The 19438-nt window shown below is 67.9% G+C and carries 15 protein-coding genes; 9 read left to right on the forward strand and 6 right to left on the reverse strand.

All coding sequences use genetic code 11. The features are described 5' to 3' along the window. Nucleotides 1-34: 34 nt before the first annotated feature. The gene (locus tag FHX72_RS05750; protein WP_183623577.1) at nucleotides 35-1225 is read left to right on the forward strand and encodes a phosphotransferase; all 1191 of its coding nucleotides are present in this window, start codon (nucleotides 35-37) and stop codon (nucleotides 1223-1225) included. On the opposite strand, the gene FHX72_RS05755 is transcribed toward FHX72_RS05750, so the two are convergent. Next, a complete protein-coding gene (locus FHX72_RS05755; RefSeq protein WP_183623579.1) occupies nucleotides 1200-4505 on the reverse strand; it encodes a UvrD-helicase domain-containing protein in 3306 nt (1101 codons plus the stop codon). The genes FHX72_RS05750 and FHX72_RS05755 overlap by 26 nt on opposite strands. Next, nucleotides 4502-7855: a UrvD/REP family ATP-dependent DNA helicase gene (locus tag FHX72_RS05760; RefSeq protein WP_183623580.1), complete on the reverse strand. Its 3354-nt coding sequence runs from the start codon at nucleotides 7853-7855 to the stop codon at nucleotides 4502-4504. The genes FHX72_RS05755 and FHX72_RS05760 overlap by 4 nt, the downstream gene beginning before the upstream one ends. A 165-nt stretch (nucleotides 7856-8020) precedes the next feature. Here FHX72_RS05760 and FHX72_RS05765 point away from each other — a divergent pair, with 165 nt between their 5' ends. Together FHX72_RS05765 and FHX72_RS05770 are read left to right on the forward strand one after the other, a co-directional pair. Beyond that, a complete protein-coding gene (locus FHX72_RS05765) occupies nucleotides 8021-8245 on the forward strand; it encodes a DUF3107 domain-containing protein (RefSeq protein WP_068480868.1) in 225 nt (74 codons plus the stop codon). A 9-nt stretch (nucleotides 8246-8254) separates the two neighbouring features. Next, nucleotides 8255-8578: a hypothetical protein gene (locus FHX72_RS05770; protein ID WP_156475750.1), complete on the forward strand. Its 324-nt coding sequence runs from the start codon at nucleotides 8255-8257 to the stop codon at nucleotides 8576-8578. Nucleotides 8579-8739: 161 nt separating this feature from the next. Here the strand turns inward: FHX72_RS05770 and FHX72_RS05775 are convergent, their stop codons facing one another. Further along, nucleotides 8740-9471 carry a ferritin-like fold-containing protein gene (locus tag FHX72_RS05775; protein ID WP_183623582.1) on the reverse strand — a complete coding sequence of 244 codons (732 nt, stop codon included), beginning with the start codon at nucleotides 9469-9471 and terminating at the stop codon, nucleotides 8740-8742. A gap of 200 nt (nucleotides 9472-9671) precedes the next feature. Between FHX72_RS05775 and FHX72_RS05780 the strand changes: the two genes are divergently transcribed. Further along, nucleotides 9672-11153: a DEAD/DEAH box helicase gene (locus FHX72_RS05780; RefSeq protein ID WP_183623584.1), complete on the forward strand. Its 1482-nt coding sequence runs from the start codon at nucleotides 9672-9674 to the stop codon at nucleotides 11151-11153. Nucleotides 11154-11264: 111 nt separating this feature from the next. On the opposite strand, the gene FHX72_RS05785 is transcribed toward FHX72_RS05780, so the two are convergent. Beyond that, on the reverse strand, nucleotides 11265-12140 hold the full coding sequence (locus FHX72_RS05785) for a PHP domain-containing protein (RefSeq protein WP_183623586.1): 876 nt from the start codon (nucleotides 12138-12140) through the stop codon (nucleotides 11265-11267). A gap of 86 nt (nucleotides 12141-12226) precedes the next feature. Between FHX72_RS05785 and FHX72_RS05790 the strand changes: the two genes are divergently transcribed. Both FHX72_RS05790 and FHX72_RS05795 read left to right on the forward strand, forming a co-directional pair. Then, a complete protein-coding gene (locus FHX72_RS05790) occupies nucleotides 12227-13282 on the forward strand; it encodes an endonuclease/exonuclease/phosphatase family protein (RefSeq protein ID WP_156475749.1) in 1056 nt (351 codons plus the stop codon). 67 nt (nucleotides 13283-13349) lie between these two features. Beyond that, a complete protein-coding gene (locus tag FHX72_RS05795) occupies nucleotides 13350-14921 on the forward strand; it encodes an aminopeptidase P family protein (RefSeq protein ID WP_338110052.1) in 1572 nt (523 codons plus the stop codon). 33 nt (nucleotides 14922-14954) lie between these two features. Here FHX72_RS05795 and FHX72_RS05800 read toward each other — a convergent pair whose 3' ends face one another. Further along, nucleotides 14955-15689: a YflT domain-containing protein gene (locus tag FHX72_RS05800; RefSeq protein ID WP_068480852.1), complete on the reverse strand. Its 735-nt coding sequence runs from the start codon at nucleotides 15687-15689 to the stop codon at nucleotides 14955-14957. Nucleotides 15690-15785: 96 nt separating this feature from the next. On the opposite strand from FHX72_RS05800, the gene FHX72_RS05805 reads away from it, so the two are divergent. Genes FHX72_RS05805 through FHX72_RS05815 form a run of 3 tightly spaced genes read left to right on the forward strand, consistent with a single transcriptional unit; the run spans nucleotide 15786 to nucleotide 18902 of the window. Then, a complete protein-coding gene (locus tag FHX72_RS05805) occupies nucleotides 15786-17126 on the forward strand; it encodes a magnesium transporter MgtE N-terminal domain-containing protein (protein ID WP_068480963.1) in 1341 nt (446 codons plus the stop codon). Then, nucleotides 17113-17772 carry a DUF1003 domain-containing protein gene (locus FHX72_RS05810; RefSeq protein ID WP_082775375.1) on the forward strand — a complete coding sequence of 220 codons (660 nt, stop codon included), beginning with the start codon at nucleotides 17113-17115 and terminating at the stop codon, nucleotides 17770-17772. Before FHX72_RS05805 ends, FHX72_RS05810 begins: the two co-directional genes overlap by 14 nt. Further along, on the forward strand, nucleotides 17769-18902 hold the full coding sequence (locus tag FHX72_RS05815) for an Mrp/NBP35 family ATP-binding protein (RefSeq protein WP_068480849.1): 1134 nt from the start codon (nucleotides 17769-17771) through the stop codon (nucleotides 18900-18902). Before FHX72_RS05810 ends, FHX72_RS05815 begins: the two co-directional genes overlap by 4 nt. A 54-nt stretch (nucleotides 18903-18956) precedes the next feature. Here the strand turns inward: FHX72_RS05815 and FHX72_RS05820 are convergent, their stop codons facing one another. Next, the gene (locus FHX72_RS05820; protein ID WP_068480846.1) at nucleotides 18957-19397 is read right to left on the reverse strand and encodes a twin-arginine translocase TatA/TatE family subunit; all 441 of its coding nucleotides are present in this window, start codon (nucleotides 19395-19397) and stop codon (nucleotides 18957-18959) included. Nucleotides 19398-19438: the final 41 nt, after the last annotated feature.

A 19438-nucleotide genomic window follows, 5' to 3' on the forward strand; every position in this document is an offset into this window, starting at 1 on the left:
ACCCAGCCTCGACCCTGCCTCCTAACCTGGACGTATGGCTGAGCTCTCGCTGGAACTCGCGGCACTTGCCGTGGCCGCTGTCCCCGACCTCGACGTGGCTGCGGCCCTCGAGCACACGTACGAAGCGCACGGCGACTTCGACGCCGCGCTGCTGACGCTTCGGGATGGCGAGACGATCATCGCTCGGCGCCCCACCTCGTCGGCGGCCGCTCAGGAGCAGCTCGCTGATGTTCGCGCCCTGGCGGTCCTGACGCCTGGGATGCGCAGCAGGCTGCCCTTCCAGGTCTCCGAGGTGCTCGGCAGTCTGGCGGAGAAGCGCGAGAGGGTCGCCGTGTACACGTTCCTGCGCGGCATCCCCGCCGACCAGGAGACGCTCGAGCCCGGCACGCTGTTCCTCGTGAGCCTCGGTCGTGCCATCGCCGCCATCCATTCCCTGCCGAAGGGGCCCGTCGAGGCCGCAGGCATGCCGTCGCTCTCGGCCTCCGAGGCCAGGCAGGCAGCGGCTCAGACCATCGCGCGAGCCAAGGAGACCGGCCGACTTCCGGTGACGCTCGACCGCCGCTGGTCGGCAGCCGTCGACGACGACTCGCTGTGGCAGTTCCAGCCGACGGTCATCCACGGCGCCCTCGGACTGGCCTCGATCATCACTGATGGCAACCAGGTGAGGGGGGTCCTCGGCTGGAGTGACCTCCGTGTCGGTGACCCTGCCCGCGACCTCCACTGGATCTCTTCCTTGGATGGCGCGATCGCGAGGGGCATCCTCGACGAGTACACCGACGAAGCCCCGGGAACCGTCGACAGGCAGCTGCGGCAGCGAGCGCTGCTCTACGCCGAGCTCGAGCTCGCTCGCTGGCTGCTGCACGGCGTGGAGGCGAGCGACGCGGAGATCATCGCGGATGCCGAGGGGATGCTCGACTCGCTCGTCGACCGCATCCACCGCGCGCCTGCACAGCCGCTCGTCCACGAGACCTTGCCCGTGCTGGACATCGCCGAGGTGCAGGAGCTCCTCAAGGAGGCGGCAGGCAGGCGACCCGCGCACCAGCCGGACGCGCACGACACGGGAAGCGCAGTGCTTCCAGGGCTTGTGCACGAGGCCACCTCCGGAGCCCCGGCTGGCGTGCACCCAGACGACAGCCCGCACATCGACGTCGATCACGCGGCGGAGGACGACCTCGACGACGACACCCCGCCGAACGACTTCATGCGGACGGACTCGCGGCGCTGAGCGCCGCTTCAGCCTCCGCGAGGAGACGCTCAAGCTCGGCGCGCCCGGTGACCTCCGGAACCCGGATCTCCTCGCCCTCTCGGATGTAGACGAGGACGGCGTCGATCTGTTCCGGGGGTACGCCCGTGTGCTCGGAGTAGGCGAGCGTGTACAGTGCGAGCTGCAGCTGGCGTTCCCAGCGCGCGCTTTCGCCACTCGGGACCCTCCCGGTCTTCCAGTCGACGACCTCCACACGACCGTTGTGCTCGAAGACAGCGTCGATCTTGCAGACAACCGTTCGTTCGCCGAGTCGGAACTCGATCGTCTGCTCGACGAGAATCGGGGTTCTGTGTGGCCACGGAGTGTCCAAGAACGCGTCCTGCAGACGCTCGAGTTCGGTGAAATCGGCGCTTGACGCGTCGGCGAGGCCGCTGAGCTCCGAGTCTTCCGTTCCGAAGAGCTCGGCCATGCCGAGGAGGTCGCCGCCAACAGTCGGTGCCGCGTAGTGGGCTTCGACCCAGGCGTGGAACATCGTTCCGATGCGCGTCTGCCTGAAGGGCTTCTGAGGCATGGGCCTCCGCAGCTGCGCAGCGATCTCGGCCGGGTCGGTGACGAGGTCCTTGAACTTGGAAGCAGCGAATCGAGCGGGGAGCTGGATGCCGCCGACGACGCCCCGTTCGGCGCGCTCCCTCAAGAGCAGATCGATGCGCTTCTCCAACGAACCCGCGGGGAGAGCACCGTCCCGGCGCGCACGTTCCACAGCAGCCGCGAGCTCCTCGACGCGTTCGAGTCGTGCCTGGCTGAACGGTCTGTGCGGCCAGGCGACGCTGTCCGCGGCGAGCGAGGCAGGCGCAGACTCGAGCGTGTTCTCCGGCGGGACGTCGATGATGCCCGCGGCAGCGAGCTCGTCGACGAACGCCGAGACCTTGCGTGCAGATTTGTGGATGGCGCTCCAGTACGAGCCCGAGATGAGTAGCTCGTGGCGAGCACGCGTGTAGGCGACGTAGGCGAGGCGACGCTCTTCAGCGTCGTTACGCTCCTTGATCTGCTCCTTGAGCTCCAGCATGAGGTCGGCGAGCTCCTTCTGCGTCTCCGCGCCTCTCCAGGGCAGCTCGGGACGGTCGTGCGCGTCGAGCAGCAGCTCGTAGGGGATGACACCTCGCTTGATCCAGCCGAGCCCGTCTCGTGAGGTGCTCGGCATCTCGCCCTCGACGCTGCGCGGCACCGCGACGAAGTCCCACTCAAGGCCCTTTGAGCCGTGGATGCTGAGCAGCTGCACAACTCCGGGTTCGGCCTGCTCCTGGACGGGCGCGAGAGAATCGTCGCCTGCTGCGATCTCGACCCAGTCGAGGAAGGCGCCGAGACCGGCGTCAGGTTCTGCGGACGCGAACGCCGCAGCGGCCTCGGCAAACGCGTCGAGGTTGCCGATCCTGGCGATGTTGCCCGGGTTCGCCGTGACCTCGAGGTCGAGGCCCATGATCGAGATCGTGGCGTCGACGAAGTTCGTGATGGGGAGGCCAACGTTGCGACGCAGCTCGCCGATGAGGTTGCTCACATGGGGGATCCGCCGAAGCGCTTCCACGCTCAGCCCTGTCAGCCAAGTGTCCGGTTCGTCTCGCTTCTTCCCTGCGCCTCTCTTCCCTGCGTCGATGCGAGCCGCCAGGAAGTCGAGTGCCTCCTGCAGAGGGACTTCGTCGTCTCCCGTTGCGAGCTCACGTTTGCTCGCCCGTACCTCGTCCGCGAGCGACTCCATCGTGACGTCGCGGTTCGCCAGGCTGCGCGAGACGTCGTGGATCGCCTTCACATCGGCGAGGCCGAACTGGAACTTGGCGCCGACGAGCAACCGGATGAGTTCGTTGCCTGCCGTCGAGTCGTGTGCGACGCGCATGGCACAGCGGAGGTCGACAACCTCCGGTGCGGACAGGAGCCCTCCCAGCCCGATGACCCGGTTGGGCACACCCGCCCGGGTCAGCGCTGCGGAGAAGAGCGGCAGGAGCTTGCGAGCCCTCAGGAGCACGGCGCCCGATGGCGGCGTTCGCTCCCCCTCGATGACGATGCGCTCGCGCATCCAGGCCGCCACGGCGTCGGCTTCCTCGTCGAGCGTCTCGGGGAACGAGAGCGAGACCTGTCCGTCGCCCGCGCCCGGGCGCTTGCCGAGTTGCGTGACGCCTGGGTCGCTTGCCTCTGGCAGCCGGGACGCCACCTCATTCGCGGCGTCGAGGATCTTGGCGTCGTTCCGCCAGGAGATGGAGAGCTGGAACGTGGGTTCCTCGGCCGGTGGGACGATGCGCGACCTGAAGTCGCCATGGAAGCGGCGCATGTTGCCAGGGCTGGCACCCCGCCACCCGTAGATCGACTGCTTGGGGTCGCCGACGGCCAGCACCGGGTGATCGCCGAAGATCGTGCCGAGCAGGCGAGTCTGCCCGACGCTCGTGTCCTGGTACTCATCGAGAATGACAAAGCGGTGCCTGATGCGCAGCTCCTCGACGACGGCCGGTGTCGTCGCGCAGATCTCCGCCGCGAACGTGACCTGGTCAGAGAACTCAATGAGCCCTCGCTTGCGCTTCTCGAGCTGATAGCGCTCGGCGAGTGCCACGAAGATCGGCAGCTCGTTCAGGGTCGCGACGGCGTCGACGACAGGCTTGCTCGGCGTGTTCGCCTTGCCACGGCCCGGCAGGTCACCGACTCGCCTGAACTCCGCCACGAACGCGTTGCACGCGGCTGCCGAGAGTTGGTTGTCGCGCATCGCGCGCGCCACGTTGAGGGCGAGGTTCGTGATCGCGCTGAGTTGCAGGTCGAGTGAGCTCAGCCGAGTGTCGTCGCTCGCGAGAACGACGTTGCGCATGAGCGCGAAGGCCGTCATCTCGTCGACGATGCGCGCGTCCGGCTCCTGCCCGATGAGCAGCGCGTTCTCCGAGAACACCCGGTTCGCGAAGGAGTTGTAGGTCGAGACCTCGGGGGTGGCGAACTCGTCGCCGCCGACGAGCCCCTCGCTGCGGAGCCGCGCGAGGGCGAGCTGCACGCGGTCTCGCAGCTCACCTGCTGCCTTGCGGGTGAAGGTGAGCCCGAGAATCTCGGTGGGGTGCACGCCCTGGGCTGCCACGAGCCAGACGATGCGCTGCACCATGGTCTGCGTCTTGCCGCTGCCGGCACCGGCCATGACGAGGCTCGGTACCGGCGGTGCCTCGATCACGAGCCGCTGCTCCGCTGTCGGTTCGAGCATCCGAGATGGGTCGTTGTCGGCGAGCGCCAACGCGATATCGCCGTGGGTCACGGCTCCTGCCGGCCAGCTGTGCGTCACTCGGTGACCTCCGGTGCGGCGTGCAGCGCGCACGCCCGTCCGCCACCGAAGGAGCCGAGACAATGGGACTCGAGGTGGGCTTGGTAATGGGCGGATGCGAGTGCATCCGTTGGGGATCGTTGGTCGAGCGGCTCTGGGATCCCGATCATGCCGAGGGCGACGTTCCGGACACGCTCGAAGAACTCAGAGGTCGCCGTCTCATCGAACGGGTGCTGTGTGCGCTCGCTCCACTCCTGTTTTGTCGTGGGCTTCGCGAGGAAGACAAGTTTCGCTTCGTGCACCTGAGCTGGTGGGATCGTCTCCCCGCGATCACTCCGCGGGGGAAGCTCGACCGCTTGAACCGGGCGATCGACGGGGTCGCTTACGGCTCCCGTCGAGAGCGCGAGCTGGTAGGCGGCGAGTTGGGCGTTGGTGGCCATCGAGTCGCTCGACGGCATCGATTTTCCTGTCTTGAAATCGACGACGTCGATGGAGCCCGCGGCCGTGCTCTCGATGCGGTCGATCTTGCCGCGGAGCGTGATCTTCGCGCTCTCCTCGCCTTCGACGCGCACTTCGACGGTGAAGGCGCGCTCCGCCCCGAGGAGCGCTCCTCCGTCGAGCGTGACTCGATGCAGGTAGGCCGACAGGTTGCGCACCAGCTCGTCGACCTTCGCGCGAACTGCCGTCTCCTGCCAGGGCGCTTCGAAGTCGTTCGAGCGGAGGCGTGCCTGCGCGAACGCCGTGCGGGCCTCGAGATCGGGGAAGTCGAACTCGGCCGCCGCATGCACGATGTTGCCGATGTTCATGCTCTCGCTTGTGCTGCCCCCTCCGTGGGAGCTGACGAACCAGTTGACGCCGCAGTCTTCGAAGCTCTCGATATTCGAGGGCGACACTGGGATGCTCGCGCTCGGGTCCCCGGGGTCGTGGAGAGGCCTCCCCGTCGTTGGCCCCCCGAGTCCGTACCACTCGGCCGGATCAGCACCAGGAACGTCCTCTTGGGCGAGCCTTGCAAGCCCGGCCGCATCGGAGGGGTCGACCCCTCGAACGATCCCGGCGCGTCGCAGTTCGCCAACAAGCCCGCGAAGGGTCAGCGCCGCCTGTGCCTCAGAGACCTCCGACGCTGAGTCGTTCCAGGTGCGCGATGAGAGCAGGAAGAACGGTGACGGAGCACTGTCTTCACTCTCTTCCGCGGTGAGGAGCAGCCACTCGGACGATCTGGAGACCGCCTGCGCGAACATGCGTCGCTCGTCGTACAGCACTTCGAGCCGGCGATCGACGAGGTCCCTCGTCGTGTCGATGCCGCGCTCGAGCTCGGCCAGCTGACCCGCGCCCAGCAAGGAGTCGCGGAGGCGCAGGTTGGGCCAGACCCCGTCGGAGAGTCCCGCGACCACAACTACCCTGAACTGCCGGCCGAGCACCGCGGCGGGCGTCGTGACGGTGACAGTGCCGCCGTTCGTGCGGCCGGCCAGGGAGTCAGCCGTCACCTCGCTGCCTGACCATTGCACGAGGAAGTCGTGGATGCTCGCGTCCGGCTGCCGCTCGACGAAGCGCTTGCCCACGTCGAAGAGGGTGACGAGGGCGTCGAGGTGAGCCCCCATCTGCTCGGCTCGCGGGCCCGAACCGAGCGCCGCCTCGCGCCAGGTCTTCGCAACGCCGAGACGCTCCCAGACGGCGTAGAGCACCTCGTCTGCGGCGATACTTCGCTGTTGGCCTCCCGCGGCGTCGATCTCCCCTGCTACAGCTCGCAGGAGCGAACCGAGCTGCTGCAAGGTCTTGGTCGCGCTCCGCCCGCTGGCGGAGCCGCCGGTAGCGAGCAGCCGCTCGAACGTCGCAGAGGCAGGGGCGTCCGGGTCGGTCAGGAGCCGCAGGCCGGCAACTCGGGAGACGGCTTCGACGAGCAGCTCATCCGCCGCCCGGTTCCCCCCTGCGGCGATCTCGTCGAGGCGGAGCGCCCGTCGAACGCGACGCAGTTGAACGGGGTCGATCGCGAAAACCGGCGAGGCTGCGAGCTCCGCAATGGCCTCCGGGGTGAGTTCCTCCGCCCCGCTGGCGATGGCGGCCAGCTTGACAACGGCCTGAACCGCCTTGTCCCGAGCCGCGGGGAGGGCTTGTGAGGAACTCGTCGGCACCTCGAGTTTCGCGAGCTGGCGCCGGATGGACTCGATGCTGCCGCCCCGGCGAGTGATGACTGCCATCTCGTCCCACGGCACGTCGTGGAGGAGGTGCAGCTCACGAAGGTAGTCCGCTATTCCCCGGCACTCGGCGGCTGAAGAGGAAGCGGAGAACCGCGCGACCGCCGGAGGTGCTGATGCCGGCGGCGAACCGGCGTGTGCCGACTCTGCGGCCCGGTGCCGCAATTCGCGTTGGACTCCGATGCCGTCAGTGACGCCGCGCACAAACGCCCTGAGCTCCGCGCCGCCGCGATGCACGGTACCGAGCACAAGCCGACGCGGCTCCTCGAGCGCACCGCGCGTTTCCCCCCGCCAGTCAACGGCGAGCTCGGGCCTGGAGCCTCGGAATCCGCCCGTCGTGATGTCGGGGTCTCCGAAGGACACGACACGAACACCGCGCAACGCGAAGGCGACAAGCAACCGCCTACCGGACTCCGTGAACTCGTGCACGTCGTCGACGAGCAAGAGCTTGAGGCGCGAGAAGGAGTCGAGTCGTGTCGCGGAATGCACGATGCTCACCGCCTCCAGCACGATGCCAGGAGTGTCGAATGCGTTCGGTTTCGCCTGCGCCACGCTCTCTCGAAACTGCCTCGCCAAGGCGGCAGCCCCGGACCACACAGGCCTCAGGTGGGCGAGCTCCTCGAGGCGCTCCGGAGTCACGTCGTACTCGGACATTGCCGCCAGGAGGTCGCGAATCTCGGCCCGGAACCCTCGCAGCCCGATCGCCTCAAGCGTGACGGGTGGTGCCCAATCGATTGGCGTCGCGTTCAGCTGCTCTGGCCCCTCAACCGCGCGCGCCTCGAGATCACTCTGGATGAGCTCCGCCAGGATCGTGTCCTCGTCTGCCCCAGTGAACAGCTGCGGCGCCTGCATGCCCTGGCGCGCACGGTCGGCGCGCACGATCTCGAATGCCACGGATTCCGGCGTACGCGCCATCGCGCCAGGCGTGCTGACCGCCAGACGCTCGCCGATCACCTCTCGGAGCCGCGCCGCGCTCCGGCGGTCCGGCGTGAGCGCGAGCACCTCCGTGGTCGCGAGCCCGTCTCTGAGCACACGCTCCGCGAGCAGCTCCACAAGAGTCGTCGTCTTCCCGGAGCCCGGCGCCCCCACCACGCTGAGATGCGACTCGGCGCCCGCATCGAGGACAGCACGCTGCGTGGCATCGAGAATCAACGCGTCGAGTGCAGGTCCTGAAGTCATGCAGTCACGGTATCTCGGGGTACCGACATTCGAGCTCATGCCGCGTCTCCACTCCGGAATGCTCACGTGTGTTGCGCCCACGGCGAAAGACGGAGCGAATGCGAGCGAGGCCCGCGGCCTGCCGGTAGCCTTGCCAGACACCCGTTCGCATCCGAAAGGCGCCAAGTGGAAGTTCGCATCGGCATCAAGCACGCCCCACGAGAGCTCTCGTTCGAGACAGACCTCACCAAGGACGACTTCGAGCGCATCATCGAAGAAGCGGTCGAGAAGGACGCGGCTATCGTGAAGCTGCACGACTCGAAGTCCCGTTCGTACCTCGTCGCAACCGCGAGCATCCTGTACGTGGAACTCTCCGGCGACCAGGCTCGCCGCGTCGGCTTCATCGCCTAGCCCTCCGCCATGGAACTCATGTTCGCGGGCCTCGCGGGTATCCTGCTGGGCGTCGCCGTGCAGTTCGCGGCGCCGCATCGTGCGACGCGCGGCCCTGTGCTGCTCCCGGCGCTGGGCGGCATCGTCGCCCTCGTCGTGTGGCAAGCACTCACCTGGCTTCAAGTCGCCGCCCCGTGGCTCGCCTACGACGGTGGCTGGATCTGGGTCATCACGCTCGTGGTCTCGGCGATCGCCACAGTGGCCGTCGGCTGGTCGCTGAGCAACCGACGCCAGCACGACGACGACGACCTCCTGCACCGCCTCAGCCACCTCGGTCGAGCGCAGACGACGTAGGCGAAGCGAGCAGAGTCTCGCTCAGCACGAAGGGCCCAGGTCTTCAGCTCACCTCACGGGGACTGCTGAAGGCCTGGGCCCTTCGTTGCGTGCGGCTTGACAGAGGCGTGCGGCTTTACAGCGGCGTGCGGGCTGGACAGCGAGGACGCCCCTTGAAGCTGCTAGGCGGCGAGCCCCAGCGTGTTCATCCGGCGCGAGTGGCGTGCGTAGAGCACCGACGCGAGCTTTTCGAGCTGCGCCTCACCGTCGGGGACGAGAGCGTCTCCGCTCGATCCGAGTGGAACGTCGAGGGCCAGCCGGATCGCGAGCACCGTGTCGCCGACGATACGCCGGCCCCACATTGCCAGGCGGTCGCCGAGGCCGTCTTCGTAGTGGATCGCCGCCTCGATGACGGGCAGCAGCTGGTCGCGTTCCTCGTCGGTGATGAAGACGGGTGCCAGCGCCTCGCGGTAGCTAGGCCCACCGTGCTCGGCGACCTCGCCGAAGAAGTCTCGAAAGAATCCTGACGAGAGGTGGCAGCTCAGGAGCCGCTGGGCCCAGTCGTGCCCGAGCACCCGTTCCGGGTACCCGGAGAAGTGCTCGGCCGCCTCGCCGATACGAGCGATCGCCGCTTCTTCCGCCGCGGCTTCCGCACCTCCGAGCAGGGCCCTGTGCCGCTCAAGCGCAGCATTCGCAGCCGCACCGATGTGCTGTTTGTTGGCAAGCGCCGGCGCTTCGTTGACGATGGCCGACAGCTCCTGGAAGAGGAGCAGCTCGAGGTAGGCGGCGCGCGCGACAAGCACGTCGACGGGAACCAGCAGGTCTCCTAGCGATGTCGCTGGCTTCGGCGCGGATGCCGGGGCTGCGTCATCCTGAGATCGGTCTCCGCCGCGCCTTCCGAATACTGGCTTCACACGCTCATCCTACGTGCCAGTCGAGGTGCCCTCGTCGCAGGCTCTCGGCGGTCTGCGCGCCCACCATCTCGGCGAGATGAGAGCCGAAGAAGACCGGAATGGACCTATTCGCTAGACTATGGCGATGCCGCGACCGCGGCCGTTCGGCGCCCTTCGACTTCCCGGGCGCATCCCACAACTGCAGACAGGGCGTTTCACTCGTGAAGTTCTCCGACCTTTCCATCGATGCCGACATCGTCTCGGCCCTCGAGGGACACGGCATCACCGAGCCGTTCCCCATCCAGGAGCAGACGATTCCTCTCGCGCTGAGCGGGCAGGACATTATCGGCCAGGCCAAGACGGGCACTGGCAAGACCTTCGGCTTCGGGCTCCCGCTCATTCAGCGACTCGGCCTAGACCCCGCCCACGGCGTGCAGGCGCTTGTCGTCGTGCCGACGCGCGAACTTGCTGTCCAGGTCTACGAAGACCTCGAGATCGCTGTTTCTGGCCGCAAGACGACCGTCGTGCCGATCTACGGCGGCAAGGCCTACGAGGGCCAGATCGAACAGCTCAAGGCAGGCGCTCAGATCGTTGTTGGCACGCCTGGCCGCCTCCTCGACCTCGCGCAGCAGCGCATGCTCAACCTCTCCAACGTGCGCGAGATGGTGCTCGACGAAGCCGACAAGATGCTCGACCTCGGCTTCCTCTCCGACATCGAACGTCTCTTCGCCCAGACGCCCGCGACGCGCCACACCATGCTCTTCTCCGCGACGATGCCCGGCCCGATCGTGGCCCTCGCACGCCGCTTCATGACGAAGCCGATCCACATCCGCGCGACCGACCCAGACGAGGGCATCACGCAGGCGAACATCGAGCACGTCATCTACCGAGCACACCCGCTCGACAAAGACGAGATGATCGCGCGCATCCTGCAGGCGGAAGGTCGCGGCAAGACCGTGATCTTCACGCGCACCAAGCGTGCCGCAGCGAAGCTCATGGAAGAGCTCACCGATCGTGGCTTCAAGGCTGCCGCCGTTCACGGCGACCTCAACCAGGAGCAGCGCGAGCGCGCGATGGCCGCGTTCAAGGCTGGCAAGAAGGACGTGCTCATCGCGACGGACGTCGCTGCACGAGGCATCGATGTCGACGACGTGTCGCACGTCATCAACCACACGATCCCGGAGGACGAGAAGGCCTACCTCCACCGCGTCGGCCGCACCGGCCGCGCCGGCAACACGGGCATCGCCGTGACCTTCATCGACTGGGATGACCTGCACAAGTGGGCCCTCATCTCGAAGGCGCTAGAGCTCGGCGCCGAGGAACCGGTGGAGACCTACTCGTCTTCTCCGCACTTCTACGCCGACATGCGCATCCCAGAGGGCACGAAGGGACGCATTGCGGCCCCGAAGCGCGAGGTGCAGTCGTCCGGCAGCCGGCACACTTCCAGCGACCGAGGCGAGCGCAGCGGCTCGTCTGAGCGCCCGGCACGCTCACGCTCGCGTCGTCGCGGCGACGACGCAGCGACAGCACCTGACGCGACGACATCCGTGACCGAGGCGGCTCCTGCGGAGCAGCCAGCCGGTGAGTCGGGGGCCGAGCGTCCAGCTCGCCGTCGCCGCCGCCGTCGCGGCGGTTCGGCGAGCGAGTCAGGCGCCCCGCGCCAGGATTCGCAGCCAAGCCAGGAGTCGCAGCCAAGCGAGTAATCGCAAGAGCACAGCAGAACGGCGCCGAGCATCCGCTCGGCGCCGTTCTGCGTCTCGCTGGAAGGACGGGCGGAATACGCGAGACGTGCGCGCCGCCGCACAATGGTCTCGCTAGAGCACGTTCGGTCCAGCGAACACGGGTTCGCTGCCGGACGCCTGGTCCAGGATGCGCTGCAGCTGTTCGGGTGCTGTCGTGTTCTCGCCGAGACGATTGGGCTTGCCCGCCCCGTGGTAGTCGCTTGATCCCGTGACGATCAGGTTGTGCTCAGCTGCGATCTCGAAGAGGAGCGCGCGGCTCTCGGCATCGTTCTCCCTGTGCCCGACTTCGAGCCCGGCGAGCCCGGCCTGCACGAGCTGCTCGACGACATCCTGTGCCATCCCACGTTTTCCGCGCGACCCGGGATGCGCGAGCACCGGGACGCCACCCGCCCGGCGGATCAGCCTGACGGCGTCGAACGGGCTCGGCGCGTAGTGCGCGACGTAGTACCCACCGCGCCAGTGGAGGATCGTCTCGAACGCGGCCACCCGACTCTCTGCGATACCTTTCGCGACGAGCGCGTCTGCGATGTGCGGGCGGCCGACAGTCGCCCCAGGCTCCGTGACCGAGAGCACGTCGTCCCAGTCGAGGTCGTGGTCGGCTCCGATCATTCGCACCATGCGCTCGGCGCGAGAGACTCGCGAAGCGCGCACCTGCTGCATCTCCGCAAGCATGACCTCGTTGGCGGGATCGATGAGGTAGCCAAGCACATGCACGCTCGCGTGGTTCAGCTGCGAGGAGAACTCGATTCCGGGGATGAGCGTCACCCCGGTCTGTCTTGCCGCGACGCTTGCCTCGGCCCAGCCAGCGGTCGTGTCGTGGTCGGTGAGGGCGATCACGTCGAGGCCTGCCTTCGCTGCCTGTCGAACGACCTCGCCCGGCGATTCGGTGCCATCAGAGACCACGGAATGAGTGTGGAGGTCGATGCCTGGCTTGTCGAAGGAGGTCATGCTCCGATCAAAGCACAGGGCGCGGAGAGCTCAACGCCATGCGCCTCCCAGAGTCTCGAGATCCCGGGGGCTACGCTGAGGCCGTCATGCCGCGTACTTCTCCACCACCCAGACGATCCGCCATTGCCGGTTACCGAATAGCGGGGATCTTGCTTGGGCTCGTCGCGCTCGCCGCGGCGATCGTCCTCGGCTGGCCGCAGCTGCTCGACCTGCAGCGAGCACCGCTTGTCGCGCAGGCCATCTCGTTCCGGCTCCCGGTAGCGATTGGCGCGACGGCGATCATGCTGCTGCTCCTCATCCCGGTCCTTGCCTCTCGCAAGGCAAGGGCCGTCCTCGGGATGACGACGCTGGTCATCGCGGTCTTCGTCGCTGCGACGGCCGCCCTGCTCGTCGACCGGGGGCTCGGCTCCCCAGTGGCGGTGGCAGACTCGCCGGAGAGCATTAACATCCTGAGCTGGAACACACGAGGCGATGCCCCTGGCTCGCCTTCCATCGCGGAACTCGCAATCGAGGTCGGCGCGGATGTCGTGGTGCTTCCTGAGACGACTGAGGAGCTCGGAGTGGAGATCGCCGCCCAGATGTCCGAAGCCGGCTCCCCCATGTGGGTGCACACGCACACCATCGACGAGGACTACAAGGCGACCTCGACGACTCTGCTCATCTCACCTGACCTCGGCGACTACGAAGTCGTCACCGACAGAGGCGACACGAGCACGCTGCCGACGGTCATCGCAGTTCCGGTAGACGGCGACGGTCCGACGATCATCGCGGCCCACCCCGTCTCCCCCACGCCGGGCAACATGAGCTCGTGGAACACCGACTTGGAGTGGCTTGCGGCCCAGTGCTCGAGCAACACGATCATGGCGGGCGATTTCAACTCGACGCTTGATCACCTCTCTGGGCTCGGTGCGGACGACGACAGCCAACTCGGGTCGTGCGCGGACGCCGCGCTCGCTTCGGGAAACGGGGCGGTCGGCACGTGGACGGCTGGCGTCCCCCCGCTGCTCGGCGCCAACATCGACCGCGTCATGGCGACACCCGAGTGGAGCGTCACGGGCTTCGAGGTGCTCCTGTCCCGCGACTCTGCTGGCAGCGACCACCGACCGGTATTCGCGCAGCTCACTCCGTCTCCGGCGAGCTGAGGCTATCTGGCGTGACGGTCAGGGCAGGCTGACCGCCTCGTCCAGTTTTCCGCGCGAGAATGGCGGGGTGACTACCTCCGACCGTGCCAGTACCCTGTCCGCCACCGACTCCGCCTCCGGGCCCCAGAACGAGACTGCCGACACGACCGCAGACGGCCAGCGGCCCGGCGAGGCGCCAGCGAACGAGAACCGCAGCACGACGCCGAAGACCGACGCGTTCCGTGCGCAGATCATGCGGGGCTGGGCGGATCGCGAGGAGCCGCTTCCTCCGGCCAGAGTCTCGGTCCCCACTGCTTCGGCGCACCGCGAGGCGATCTCGGCACGCCACCGCGGCGCGCGCCTCGTCATCCCGGCCGGGGGCCTCAAGCAGCGCTCGAACGACACCGACTACAGGTTCCGCGCGCACTCGGCCTTCTCGCAGCTGACGGGGTGGGGGTCCGACGCGGAGCCGGGCGCCGTCCTTGTCCTCGACCCCATCGACGACGGGCATGAGGCCACCGTGTACTTCCGTGAACGTGCTGGCCGCGACAGTGACGAGTTCTACGCGAACTCCGAGATCGGCGAGTTCTGGATCGGGCCGCGTCCCTCGCTCGCGCAGACGGCGGCCGATCTCGACGTCGCAGCGCGTGACCTCGCCGAGTTCTCCGAGCTCGGTCTGGTCACGGACGCACGTACGCTTCTGCTGAGAGAGGCCGATGCAGGCCTCACGGAGCGTGTCGACGAGGCTCGGCGCACGATGTCGCTCCCGAACGCCGAGTTCGATGCGCTCCTCGCCGACGACGCGTTGCTCGCGCAGGACCTGAGCGAGCTCAGGCTCGTGAAGGATGCCTACGAGATCGGGCAGATGCGCGAGGCCGTCGCCGCAACGGCGGCGGGCTTCGACGACATCGTCGCCTCACTCGCGCGGGCCTCCGAGCATGCGAGAGGCGAGCGCATCGTCGAGGGCGTGTTCCAGGCGAGGGCCCGCCTCGAGGGCAACGACGTCGGCTACGACACGATCGCGGCCTCAGGTAGCCACGCGTGCATCCTGCACTGGACGAAGAACTCGGGGGCGGTGAACCCCGGCGAGCTGATCCTCGTTGATGCAGGCGTCGAGGTCGATTCGCTCTTTACGGCTGACATCACCCGCACGATCCCCGTCACCGGGAGGTTCACCGAGGAGCAGCGTCTCGTGTACGAGATCGTGCTCGAGGCCGCCGACGCGGCGCTTGCTATCGTGCGCCCCGGCATCACGTTCCGCACGATCCACGACACCGCAATGGAGGTCATCGCCAAGCGCACGCAGGAGCTCGGCATGCCGCTGGGACTCGGTGAGGCTGACCCGGCTGAGCAGCACTACCGCCGCTACATGGTGCACGGCACGAGCCATCACCTCGGCATCGATGTGCACGACTGCGCGAAGGCTCGACGTGAGCTCTACCTCGACGGCGTCCTCGAGGCCGGCATGATCTTCACGATCGAGCCTGGCCTGTACCTGCAGCCAGACGACCTGACGGTCCCCGAGCACCTCAGGGGCATCGGAGTTCGCATCGAGGACGACATCCTCGTCACCGCGGACGGGGCCGAGAATCTCTCGCTCGGCATTCCGCGGACGGTCGCCGACGTCGAGTCCTGGTTCGCTCGCCTCAACGCCAGCTAGGGAGCACGGCTCGGGCGCGAAGGCGCGGGGGCGTCAGCTGGTGCTCGACCCCGCGCGGTCGTCCGCGGCTTCCTTGGCTCGCTTCTCGCGCTCGAGTCGACGCATCTCGGCCTGCGCTTCGGCGTAGGTCCGGCGGGGTGCCGCGGGCTCCTGCGCCTCAGGAGCCGCGGACCCTCCAGGCACCGCACTCGCCACGGCCGCCCCTGCGCCGGACGCCGTCGGCTGCTGCGCGGGAGGCGCGGCGCTAGGGACCGGCTGCTGAGTCGCGGGGGCTGCGGCCGGAGCCTGCGGGCCGAGCAGACCGCGGGCCTTGGCGGCGTGCTCGCGCGGTACGACAACGTCGAAGTGGGTGGCGACGACCTGCATGACGGAGGTGAACTGCCTGCGCTGCGGGTTCAGCGCGTACCCGATGACGCTCCAGATCACCGAGAACCCGATAGCCACGGGGAGGATCGCGATGAGCGTCTCGAAGCCGACGCCGGGCGTCACGATGAGCACGAGGAGACCGACGAAGAGACCGAGCATGACGCCGGTCCCGACCGCGCCGAGCGCGGCCTTGCCGAATGACATGCGTCCCGTGACACGCTCGACTGTTCGCAGGTGGCTGCCCAGGATGGAGACCGTGGAGACGGGGAAGTCCTGCTTGGCGAGACCATCCACGACCGCGCGTGCTGCTTCGTAACTGTCGAGGCTCGCGATCACGTCGCCCTCTGGAACTTTGGGGAACCGGCTGCGGGCGCCACGTGTCGTCGTGCCTGGGGTTGTCATACGGCCATTCTCTCAGCCCAACGCGCGGAAAGGCGTCGGGCGAGTCACATGTTCGCTGTTGGCTGGCGAGCAGTCAGCGGCGACTACCATTGGCCCGTGAGCGTCTCCAAGGTCTTTACCGCGCGCCTGTCCGCGTGCCCCGTCTTCGACGAAGACGGCGACCGTATCGGCAAGGTCCGTGATGTCATCGTCGAGTACCGCGCAGCACACTCCCCCAGAGTCAAGGGCCTCGTGGTCGAGACCAAGAGCAAGCGCCTCATCTTCATCCCGATCCGCCAGGTCGAGTCGATCGGCTCGGGGCAGATCGTCGTGAGCGGCGAGATCGACTCGCGCCCTTTTGTGCAGCATGGTCAGGAGGTGCGGGTCCTCGCGGATCTCGCGGACCGATCCGTCACGTTCAACGACGGGACAGCCTCCGGCACGATCGAGGACGTACAGATCGAAGAGGATGCCCAGGGGAACTGGAGCGTCGGCCAGCTCTTCGTCAGGCTTCCCCGCAAGAGCAAGCAGCTCTTCGGCACGGGGCCGACGCGCTTCGCGACCTGGGGCGAGGTCACTCCCGAACTCACGATCGGCGAGCAGCAGGCAGCAACGCAGTTCCTGACCGCCCACTCGGAGATGAAGCCGAGCGACTTCGCCACGGCGCTCCTCGACCTGCCAGACGCGCGCCTCAAAGAGGTCGTGAGCATGTTGCCGGATGAGCGTCTCGCGGACGTCCTCGAGGAGATGCGAGAGTCCGACCAGGTCACGATCATCGAGTGGCTCGACGAGGAGCACGCCGCCGACGTGCTCGACCAGATGCAGCCTGACGACGCTGCCGACCTCGTTGCCAAGCTCGACGCGGTCAAGAGCGAGGCCCTCCTGCAGCGCATGGATCCGGAGGAGGCCGAAGAGGTGCGCATGCTCCTCGAGTTCGCCCCGGACACGGCCGGCGGTCTCATGACCACGGATCCGGTCATCTTGCCGGGCGACGCGACCGTCGCAGAAGCCCTTGTCCTCATCCGTCGGAAGGACCTGCCTGCGGCCCTCGCCACGAGTGTCTTCGTGACGCTCTCGCCCTACGAGCCGCCGACGGGGCGCTACCTGGGGCTTGTTCATTTCCAGAGGCTGCTCAGGTACCCGCCGCACGAGCGTCTCGACACCATCCTGGACCGTGAGATGGAGCCGGCGCCCACCACGATGCGCGACGCCGAGGTAGCCCGCGTCCTCGCGAGCTACGACCTCGTGGCCCTTCCCGTCATCGACGACGCCCACCGCCTTGTCGGCGTCGTGACGATCGACGATGTCCTCGACCACCTCCTGCCAGAGGACTGGCGCCAGGTCGACGCCGAAGGCGAGGTCGTGCCGAGTCGCGTCTCGCAGCGTGTCGGCACCAAGCGCGCCGTCACGGCCCCCGCGAACTCCCCAGCCGCCCGGAGGACTCATGGCACGTCGTGAAGACGATCTCGAGCGCCCCAAGGTCAAGGGCCTCCACCTTAGTCGACCCCGCCCCAAGCCCAGGCGGGACTCCCGCGGGGACGATTCCGAGAACCGCGACCACGAGCGGAGCGATGCGTTCGGGCGTGGCATGGAGGCGTTTGCGCGCGCCATGGGAACGCCCGCGTTCCTCGTCGGCCTCTCGCTGTTCGTCGTCTTCTGGGTCGTGTGGAACTCAATGGCCCCCATCGAGCTGCGCTTCGACTCCGCCGACCTCGGATTCATCGCCCTGACACTCATGCTGTCGCTGCAGGCTTCCTACGCCGCCCCCATGCTGCTGCTCGCGCAGAACAGACAGGATGACCGCGACCGCGTTCAGATCGCGCAGGATCGCCAGCGTGCTGAGCGGAACTCAGCCGACCTCGAGTACCTCGCGCGAGAGATCGTCGCGCTGCGCGTCCTCACCAAGGACCTGGCTTCCAAGGACTTCATCCGCGCTGAGCTGCGTGCGCTCCTCGAGGACATCGAGGACCTCGACGACCCTGACGAGGAGGGTTCCGAGACCATCTCGCGCCAGGAGCAGCGCGTGAGCGACTCCGCTCGGCGCCGTGCGGAGGCAATCCGAGACAGGAAGCGCGCGGCCAAGTCGGCAGAAGAGCAGGTGTGAGCACCGTGACGCTCGCCGAGAACGTCTGGAGTGCGCTCGCCGGGGTCATCGACCCCGAGCTGCGTCGACCCTTGACGGAGCTGGGCATGATCGAGCGCGTCGACGAACGCGCTGACGGCTCCGTCGAGGTCGAGCTCAGGCTCACGATCGTCGGCTGCCCGGCCGCGCGCCAGATCGAGCGGGACGTGCGGTCAGCCGTCGAGTCCGCGCTCGACGGCGCGCCGTATGACCTCGAGGTCGGCGTCATGACGCGCGAGCAGCGCACGGCGCTCACCGAGCGACTCCGCGGCTCGAGAGCCGGTCGTGTGCATCCGTTCGGCCGGGACTCGCTGACGCGTGTCATCGCGGTGACGAGCGGCAAAGGTGGTGTCGGCAAGTCGACGGTGACGGCGAACCTCGCAGCGGCCTTCGCCCGCAGCGGCCTCAGCGTTGGCCTCATCGACGCCGACGTGCATGGCTACTCGATCCCCGGTCTGTTCGGTCTGGGCGACGACGTCTCCCCGACCCGGATCGGCGACATGATCGTGCCGCCTGAAGCCCACGGGGTGAAGCTCATCTCGATCGGGATGTTCCTGGGCGACGACTCGCAGGTGGTCGCCTGGCGCGGCCCGATGCTGCACCGCACGATCGAGCAGTTCCTCACCGACGTGTACTTCGGCGACCTCGACGTCCTGCTGCTCGATCTTCCGCCTGGGACTGGCGACATCGCGATCTCACTTGGACAGCTCCTGCCGGGGGCGGAGGTTGTTGTTGTCACGACCCCTCAGGCGGCGGCTGCGGAGGTGGCCTGGCGCTCGGGCGCGCTGGCGAGGAAGACCGGCCAGCGAGTTGTCGGCGTCATCGAGACGATGTCGCCGTTCGCGTCCTCCGACGGCGAGGTTGTCGCGCTCTTCGGCGAGGGCGGTGGCAGGGCCGTCGCGGCTCGGCTCAGCGAGGAGGGCGCGCCGGTGGAACTGCTTGCCGAAGTGCCTGTGAGCCAGCCGCTCCGCGAGTCGGGAGACGCAGGCACGCCGCTCCTGCGAAAGGCGCCGAGCAGCCCGGCTGGTCGAGCGTTGCAGCAGGCGGCGGACGCGCTCTTGGCGCAGCCGCGCGGGCTCAGCGGGCGCAGGCTTCCCGTGTCACTCGTCTGACGGCGGCGCGCTTCGAGCCGAGGGCCCGAGCTCGGGCGGAGGAGACGCGCGGGATCAGGTCGCTTCGCCGTCGAACGGCACGGGGCCGACAACGGAAGGCACGGGCACCGCGCTTGACGCCCAGCTCGGTCGAGATGCTCCACCGACCGCGGCGGCTCCGCCAGCCGCAACCGCGCCTACGCTTGCGGCTGCCGTACCGGAAGCGGCGTTCACGGGAGCTGGCTCCGGTGCCACGGGCTCATCCTCAGACAGCAGCGCGTCACGGATGATGCGACGCGGGTCGTACTGACGGGGGTCGAGCTTGCGCCAGTCGACGTCCGCGAAGTCGTCGCCCATCTCCTCTTTCATGCGCGACTTGGCGTTCGTGGATGCTCCACGAAGCCACTTGACCGCATCAGCGAGACGCTCGGCAGCTTTCGGGAGCTTGTCGGGACCGATGATGAAGGCCGCGATAATGCCGATCAACAGCAACTTCTCAAACGTCAGCCCAAACACCGTCCCATCATAGGCTCTGGGATGCGCGGGCGCGGCACTCG

Source organism: Pseudoclavibacter helvolus (genome assembly GCF_014191305.1).
Classification (GTDB): domain Bacteria; phylum Actinomycetota; class Actinomycetes; order Actinomycetales; family Microbacteriaceae; genus Pseudoclavibacter; species Pseudoclavibacter helvolus.

What these genes read in the sequence shown, in the direction of transcription:
- FHX72_RS05750 (WP_183623577.1), top strand. Translation starts at nt 35, where the DNA reads ATGGCTGAGCTCTCGCTGGAACTCGCGGCACTTGCCGTGGCCGCTGTC.
- FHX72_RS05760 (WP_183623580.1), bottom strand. Translation starts at nt 7,855, where the DNA reads ATGACTTCAGGACCTGCACTCGACGCGTTGATTCTCGATGCCACGCAG.
- FHX72_RS05770 (WP_156475750.1), top strand. Translation starts at nt 8,255, where the DNA reads ATGGAACTCATGTTCGCGGGCCTCGCGGGTATCCTGCTGGGCGTCGCC.
- FHX72_RS05785 (WP_183623586.1), bottom strand. Translation starts at nt 12,140, where the DNA reads ATGACCTCCTTCGACAAGCCAGGCATCGACCTCCACACTCATTCCGTG.
- FHX72_RS05790 (WP_156475749.1), top strand. Translation starts at nt 12,227, where the DNA reads ATGCCGCGTACTTCTCCACCACCCAGACGATCCGCCATTGCCGGTTAC.
- FHX72_RS05800 (WP_068480852.1), bottom strand. Translation starts at nt 15,689, where the DNA reads ATGACAACCCCAGGCACGACGACACGTGGCGCCCGCAGCCGGTTCCCC.
- FHX72_RS05810 (WP_082775375.1), top strand. Translation starts at nt 17,113, where the DNA reads ATGGCACGTCGTGAAGACGATCTCGAGCGCCCCAAGGTCAAGGGCCTC.